The organism is Harryflintia acetispora, assembly GCA_004340125.1.
Classification (GTDB): domain Bacteria; phylum Bacillota; class Clostridia; order Oscillospirales; family Ruminococcaceae; genus Harryflintia; species Harryflintia acetispora.
Window position 1 is genome coordinate 68,715 of the sequence record SLUK01000014.1, and the last position, 7,039, is coordinate 75,753.

The following is a 7,039-nucleotide window of genomic DNA, read 5'->3' on the forward strand; positions in this document are numbered from 1 at the left end:
ACACCCTTGCGGGTGCGATGGCAAAGGGATCAGGCCTTGGGCGTTATCAGGGCAATGGAGTCGGCGAGGTAGGTGTTCCCGTCCGAATCCAGGGTATCCAGATCGCTCACCACGATCGCATTGATGAGCTTTTCTTCGAGCTTGTCGCCATTCTTCTCATAGACGGTGTAAATCGAATGCAGCACATAGGGCTTCCCCTCGATCGTCCCGAGATAGAGGGCGACGTGTTTGGTCGTTGCCAACAGATCACCCGCATTGGCCTTCTCAAGCTCGCTGAGCTTCTGGCTGTCGTCCTTCCCTTCCAGTTCTATCCGTTCTCCCGGAATCAGCTTCTGCTGGGAGGAATTGCGCGGCAGCCGGATGCCGAAGGAGGCGAAGACGTCCATGCTAAGCCCCGAAGCGTCACGGCTCTCGTTCTGACCGCTCCAGCCGTGCCGATCCCCCAGGAGCTTAAACGCCTGGGCGACGATATTCCGCCTGGTATAGGGCAGGTAGCCGACTGAAACGCCGGCGTTATAGGGCACCAGCGCCTGCTTGACCACCAGCCGCCCCTCCTCACTGCGGGTCGGGAAATAGACCGCGTAGCCGCTCTCGGAGGTCATGGAGTCGATCACCTCGGGAACCTCCGACTCCGGAACAAGGGGCAGCGCCGTCCCCATAAAGAGCTTCTGTCCCGAGATGTCGGGACTGAAGAGGTTTTGGTTGAGTTCGATCTTATTCCCGGTTACTACCAAGACCTCAGCGGGCGAGAGATACTTCTCCCATTCGGCCTTTTCACACAGCGCAATGTACTCGTGGTTGACCCAGCCCCGATAGTTATAGCTCTGGATATAATACCACTTTCCGTCTGTCGATTCGTGTAGAATAATGGCGGGTTCCCAAACCTTGAGCACCGTTTCGTTAAAGAGGTCGAATTCAATGTCGCTTTCAAATTCATAGGACGGGTCCCAGGTCGGGAAGGTGCGCAGCGGCGCGTTGTCGATCACATAGCCGTAGCGAACCGGATTTTCCTCCTTGACGCCTGCCAGGTTGACGTTTTGCTGCAGCTGCGCATAATAGGCGCTGTCCGCCTTTCGCTCCCCTATGTACCGGTCCTCCTCAGAAGGCTTGTCCTCCTGGAGCAGGGCCGTCAACTCGGACTTGGAAAGCTTTTCCGGGTAGGAGCCGAGGTCGACGCACTTCGTCCCCTCTGTTCCAATAATGCTCTGGTTATATTGTATGATCTCCTGCTCGTTCATCAGGATTTCATCCGGGCTCTCAAGGGTGCTGATCCAGTAGTCCGCGCTGTTCGGATCGACCGAAACGCCCATGGCCGAGTTGTTGTTCTCCGGTTCGGAGGAAGAAACCTCCCCGTCTCCGGACTGCGTTTTGCAGCCGGAAAATAGAAGCACCAGAGCGGTGGACAGGGCAAAAATGTTGAGTAATTTTTTTTTCATAAGCGCCTCCTTTAATGGTTAACTAAGTATATCACAAAACACGTTATCAGAGCTACCGGCTTTACGACAAATAAAAGAGCTGGTTGGGTATTCCCCACATTTACCGCCGGTTTTTCATTCTTTTTCGGTATGGTCATTTATTCATACAGCGCCAGTATGTGCCGGCTATACGCCTGGGTCGTGAATTGGTTTAACCGGCTCCTGGCCTGCAAAAGCGAGGCTACATCCGACTCATACTGCAAGTAAGCCGTTTTTAATGTTTCGGCGCCTTCCTGATCGTTCATTGGATCAAACGTATAACCCACTCCAAAAAGATCGATCAGCTCTTTCATCCCTCCAATATTGGAGGTAATCGGAATCATCCCCAAGTTGATCGCTTCAATAATCGAAACCGGACTGTTTTCAAACCAGATCGAAGGCAATACATAAAACTTGGCCGTTCTTATTGTTTCATACAGCTCGTCCGACTTGAGAAACCGATGAATAAATTCTATCCTGTTGTAATCGGCCCCCTTGAGTAAAGCCTCAAGCTCGTCAGCCTCAGGGCCGTCCCCAATAATCAGAAGTTTTAAGGGGATTTCAATTTGCATGAACTGCCTGGCAAACTTAACGATATTCTTTTCTTTGCTGATTCTGCCGAAGAATACGACCGTATTCTCTTTCGCCTCCAGGCAATCCGGTTCTATCCTATCCACGCAAGGATTTCTCACCACTTCGACCTTTATCTGAGGATTTGCTTTTAGCAGCTCCGCTTTTAAAAAATCGCTCGGAGAAATGTGGACGTCGACCAGGTCCGCAAAGAATTTTGACATCTCATTTTTCTGTAAATACTTTGCCAGCGAGACCAGTCTGTTATTGGCACAATTGTCCCGGATAATCGTCGTGTCGAACGTCCCGATACATTTCTCGCAAATCTTGTCCTGCGAATAGTTATAGAGCGAATCATTGGTGCAGATATAGGAGTAGGTGTGGTGGGTGAGGATCACCTTACAGCCGCACTTTTCCTTATACTCCTTCAGCGCCCGCAGCATGGATGGAGAAAACGGGATATAGTTGTGCAGATGAATGATGTCCGGCCGAAACTCCTGGAGGCACCGGGCGGTCATTTTATAATTTTCCGGAATCCCCATGGTCGCAAACACCTTGCCCGGCCCCCGGACCTTGCGAAAATCCTTGGCGAGATAATGCTTGACCGGATACTGATCCCTCAACGCTTTGTCACAGGTCAAAACGGCTACGTCAAAATCCTTTTTATGCAGGAGAATCTCAAGGTTCTTACGCGCCACATGTTCCGCGCCGCCGCCGGAGAGAGAGGAAACGATCAAAAGGACCTTCTGCAATTCATTCTCCCCTTTCCCGCTTTTCCTGGCATAGACCGGCCATTACGTTTTTATTATTATACCCTTTTTATCTTCGTATTGCAAACCTTCCGTTGTTGCGTTTCTTTGTGAAAATTAGCGCCTAAACCCGCCCTCCCCCGCATATACATGTCTTAGACTACGTTGCAGGGAGGGTTTTCATCTTGAAAGGATTGCCCGAGGAAAGAGCGGTTATGCTCGCGGAATATATCATCAAAAACAACGCGACCGTACGGGATGCGGCCAGCGTGTTCCACGTTTCCAAAAGTACCGTACATAAGGATGTCACCGAGCGGCTCGCACAGATCAATTCCGGACTCTATCTCAACGTCAAACGGGTGCTCGAGCAAAACAAGCTGGAGAGGCACATCCGCGGGGGCCTGGCCACCAAAAACAAATATGCGGCCATGAAAATCTAGTGAAAAGACGATTTGTATAAGTCTATTGATATTATACAAATCGTCTTTTATTCTGTCTTGCACTGCTATAGCCGCCGTGATACAATATATAGTGTTCAAAAAAGAAGGATCAACAAGATAAAGGGGTAAAGGGATAATGAAAATTTCCAAAAACGCGCTTACCGTGCTGGAAAAGCGCTATTTCATCAAGGACGAGGACGGCAAGCCCATCGAGGACCTGGAGGGGATGTTCCACCGGGTCGCCGGGGCGATCGCCAAGGCGGACAAGTCCTTTAACAGGAAGGCCGACGTCTCTAAGACCGAACAGCGCTTTTATGAGATGATGACCAACCTCGACTTTCTGCCCAACTCCCCCACCCTGATGAACGCCGGCCGTCCCCTCGGCCAGCTCTCGGCCTGCTTCGTGCTGCCGGTGGAGGACAGTATGGACGCCATCTTCGAGGCGGTCAAGCAGGCGGCGCTGATCCACAAATCCGGCGGCGGCACCGGCTTCTCCTTTTCCCGCCTGCGCCCCAAGGGGAGCACGGTGCGCACCACCGGCGGTGTGGCCAGCGGCCCGGTGAGCTTCATGCGGGTGTTCAACATGGCCACCGAGGCGGTCAAGCAGGGCGGCACCCGCCGGGGCGCCAACATGGGGATCCTGCGGATCGACCATCCCGATATCCTGGATTTCATCGACTGCAAGCAGAACAATGAGGACATCACCAACTTCAACATCTCGGTCGGGATCACCGAGGAGTTCATGATGGCCGCCGAAGAAGACCGGGACTACGAGCTGATCGACCCCAAGAGCAAGAAGGCGGTCGGGAAGCTCAGCGCACGCAAGGTGTTTGAAAAGATCGTGGACAGCGCTTGGCATAACGGCGAGCCGGGGATCATCTTCCTCGACCGTCTCAACCGGGACAACGTGGTGCCCGGCCAGGGGGAGATCGAGAGCACCAACCCCTGCGGCGAGCAGCCTCTGCTGCCCTACGAATCCTGCAACCTCGGGTCGATCAACCTGTGCAACATGCTGTCCGAGACCGACGGCGGCGTGGTGGAGCTCGACTATGACAAGCTGGGTGCCACGGTGCGGGATGCGGTCCACTTTCTGGACAACGTCATCGAGGTCAACAAATATCCCCTTGAGCAGATCGAATTCACCACCAAGCAGACCCGCAAGATCGGGCTCGGAGTGATGGGCTGGGCGGATCTGCTGCTGCGCATGGGCCTCTCCTACGCCTCGGACGAGGCGGTGGAGCTCGCCGGGAAGGTGATGCGGTTCATCACCGATACCGGGCGGGAGGAGAGCGTGCGGCTTGGAAAGGAGCGCGGCAGCTTCCCCCTCTTCGAGGAGAGCATCTACGCCGGGAAATACGAAGCCCTGCGCAATGGCACCGTGACCACCATCGCCCCGACCGGCACCCTGTCGATCATCGCCGGGTGCTCCTCGGGCGTTGAGCCGGTCTTCGCCTACGTCTATATCCGCAACGTGATGGACAAGACCGAGATGGTGGAGGTCAATCCGGTCCTGAAAGGTGTGCTCCAGAAGCGCGGCCTCTACTCGGACGAGCTGATGAAGAAGATCGCCGGGGCCGGCTCTCTCGCCCACATTGAGGAGATCCCCGAGGACATCCGCAAAGTGTTCGTCTGCTCGCACGACATCAGTCCCACCTACCATGTCAAGATGCAGGCCGCCTTCCAAAATCATGTGGACAACGCCGTCTCCAAGACGGTAAACTTCACCCACGAGGCCAGTCACGAGGACGTGGCCGAGGTCTACCGTCTGGCCTTTAAGCTGGGCTGTAAGGGGGTCACCATCTACCGCGACGGCAGCCGGGAGAACCAGGTGCTCAACATCGGTTCGGTCAATGCCAAGCCTGCCGCAGCCCCCAACACCATTTTCCCGCGTCCGCGCCCGGAGGTCACCTGCGGGATCACCGAGCGCATGAAGATCGGCTGCGGCAATCTCTACGTCACCGTCAACTACGATGAGAACGGCATCTGTGAGGTGTTCACCTCCACCGGTAAGGCGGGCGGCTGTCCCTCACAGTCGGAGGCCACCGCGCGGCTGGTGTCCATTGCGCTGCGCTCCGGCGTTTCGATCGACAAAATCCTCGAGCAGCTGCGCGGGATCCGCTGCCCGTCCACCATCCGGCGGGACGGAATGAGCTGCACCTCCTGCCCGGACGCAATTGCCCGGGTGGTCAAGAAGGTCAACGATATGATCGGCGCCGGCCAGACGCCCGGCGGATCGGTCATCACTCCCGAAAAGGCGCAAAAAGCTGTTGACATTCCGCCCGCGGCGCTGAAGACCGCCAAGTTCTGCCCCGAGTGCGGCCAGCCGCTCGAACACGAGGGCGGCTGCGTATCCTGCCGCTCCTGTGGGTACAGCAAGTGCAACTGATGAAAAAGGGAGGGACTGCATATGCAGTCCCTCCCTTTTTCAGCTATTCCGGGTTCCAGCAAAGCTGCTACTTCTTTTGCACCCCATCGTTTCCCTGCTTCTTTAACTGTCCGAGCAGTGCGATCAAAAAGCCAGGCCAGGGTATCCCGAGCTTGGCGGAGTTTTCGATGATCGACAGCCCCTCCCGCCCGAGGTAAAAGCAGATCACCGCGGTGCGGATATACGGTTCCCCCATGCCGATCGCCCGGTCCAGCACCACGCCAAAACCGACAAAGGCCAGCACCAACACCTTGTTGATTCCGCCCCAGAGCATGATATGGCTGTCGAGGGAGCGGCTCTTGGCCCCGCAGAGCAGCCCCAGCAGCACGTCCAATGCCATAGCCCAGATTAGCGCCTTCATCATGAAGTCCCATCCCCCCAAAAGGCTGGCCAAAAAGGTTCCGGCAGCCGCCACCGATGCGGAGATGCCCGCCCCCTTGGCGCCGTAATTCCAAAAGAGATTTCCCAACGGTATCCTCCTTCCTGTTTAAAATTTTCGGCGGCATCGGGAGGGAGCGGATGAAACTTGCACTGGTCCATGCAAGTTTCTACACGCAGACAAAAGGAAAAGCCGATCACAAAATGTGATCGGCTTTTCCTTTGGAGCTGACGATGCGATTCGAACGCACGACCTCCTCCTTACCAAGGAGGTGCTCTGCCTGCTGAGCTACGTCAGCGCATGGTGGCAGGGGCAGAAGGACTTGAACCCTCGGCACGCGGTTTTGGAGACCGCTGCTCTACCAACTGAGCTATGCCCCTGTGTAAAAATGGTGGGCCATCAGGGACTCGAACCCCGGACCAACCGGTTATGAGCCGGTAGCTCTGACCAACTGAGCTAATGGCCCATTTCTCTGATTGGTCGTGCATGCGGGATATTTATATTTTATGCCGGCAAACTCAGGATTATGGCTGATTCTGCCTGCAGAAAACACTGGCTCCCCAAGTTGGACTCGAACCAACGACCCTGCGGTTAACAGCCGCATGCTCTACCAACTGAGCTATTGAGGAAAATGGGATAGCTGCTCAAAGTATAATGAGCAGCTATCAACGCTCCCTAAGGAGCAGTGCCGGCATCGACCTATCTTCCCAGGCAGTCGCCCGCCAAGTATTGTCGGCGCGGATGAGCTTAACTTCTGTGTTCGGTATGGGAACAGGTGGTTCCTCATCGCCATTAACACCGGCCATTGGGTTGCCTCCCAAAGTATTGGGAGTCTCCCTTGCACTGGATCACCTTTTCTCCCAGCGCTTCGGAAGAATGAAAACACGAAGTGATTTCACTCTTTGAGAGCTTTTCCGGGAGGAAAAGCTAGTACCCAGAAAATTGAACAAAGAGCGTTGCAATAAAGCAACAAGAGAATATACACATTAGGACAAGCCCTCGACCGATTAGTACCTCCTGGC

5 protein-coding genes, 4 tRNA genes and 1 rRNA gene are annotated in these 7,039 nt (G+C 55.0%); 2 read left to right on the forward strand and 8 right to left on the reverse strand.

What is annotated here, in order from left to right; all coding sequences use genetic code 11:
* Positions 1-29: 29 nt before the first annotated feature.
* Both EDD78_RS13130 and EDD78_RS13135 read right to left on the reverse strand, forming a co-directional pair.
* Positions 30-1,436, reverse strand: coding sequence for an SH3 domain-containing protein (locus EDD78_RS13130; protein WP_132085243.1), 1,407 nt, complete (start codon positions 1,434-1,436; stop codon positions 30-32).
* A gap of 137 nt (positions 1,437-1,573) precedes the next feature.
* Complete coding sequence (locus tag EDD78_RS13135; protein WP_132085244.1) at positions 1,574-2,776, reverse strand: glycosyltransferase; 1,203 nt, start codon at positions 2,774-2,776, stop codon at positions 1,574-1,576.
* 182 nt (positions 2,777-2,958) lie between these two features.
* On the opposite strand from EDD78_RS13135, the gene spoIIID reads away from it, so the two are divergent.
* Both spoIIID and EDD78_RS13145 read left to right on the forward strand, forming a co-directional pair.
* Complete coding sequence (spoIIID, locus tag EDD78_RS13140; protein WP_079698516.1) at positions 2,959-3,213, forward strand: sporulation transcriptional regulator SpoIIID; 255 nt, start codon at positions 2,959-2,961, stop codon at positions 3,211-3,213.
* A gap of 136 nt (positions 3,214-3,349) precedes the next feature.
* On the forward strand, positions 3,350-5,599 hold the full coding sequence (locus EDD78_RS13145; protein WP_132085245.1) for a vitamin B12-dependent ribonucleotide reductase: 2,250 nt from the start codon (positions 3,350-3,352) through the stop codon (positions 5,597-5,599).
* A gap of 67 nt (positions 5,600-5,666) precedes the next feature.
* On the opposite strand, the gene EDD78_RS13150 is transcribed toward EDD78_RS13145, so the two are convergent.
* The 6 genes from EDD78_RS13150 to rrf form a co-directional block, all read right to left on the reverse strand.
* On the reverse strand, positions 5,667-6,107 hold the full coding sequence (locus EDD78_RS13150) for a phage holin family protein (RefSeq protein WP_132085246.1): 441 nt from the start codon (positions 6,105-6,107) through the stop codon (positions 5,667-5,669).
* 132 nt (positions 6,108-6,239) lie between these two features.
* Positions 6,240-6,315: transfer RNA gene (locus EDD78_RS13155), tRNA-Thr, on the reverse strand.
* Positions 6,316-6,321: 6 nt separating this feature from the next.
* A tRNA-Trp gene (locus EDD78_RS13160) sits at positions 6,322-6,397 on the reverse strand.
* A 9-nt stretch (positions 6,398-6,406) separates the two neighbouring features.
* Positions 6,407-6,483, reverse strand: a tRNA-Ile gene (locus EDD78_RS13165).
* A gap of 87 nt (positions 6,484-6,570) precedes the next feature.
* Positions 6,571-6,646, reverse strand: a tRNA-Asn gene (locus EDD78_RS13170).
* 57 nt (positions 6,647-6,703) lie between these two features.
* A 5S ribosomal RNA gene (rrf, locus tag EDD78_RS13175) occupies positions 6,704-6,820 on the reverse strand.
* Between the last annotated feature and the right edge of the window lie 219 nt (positions 6,821-7,039).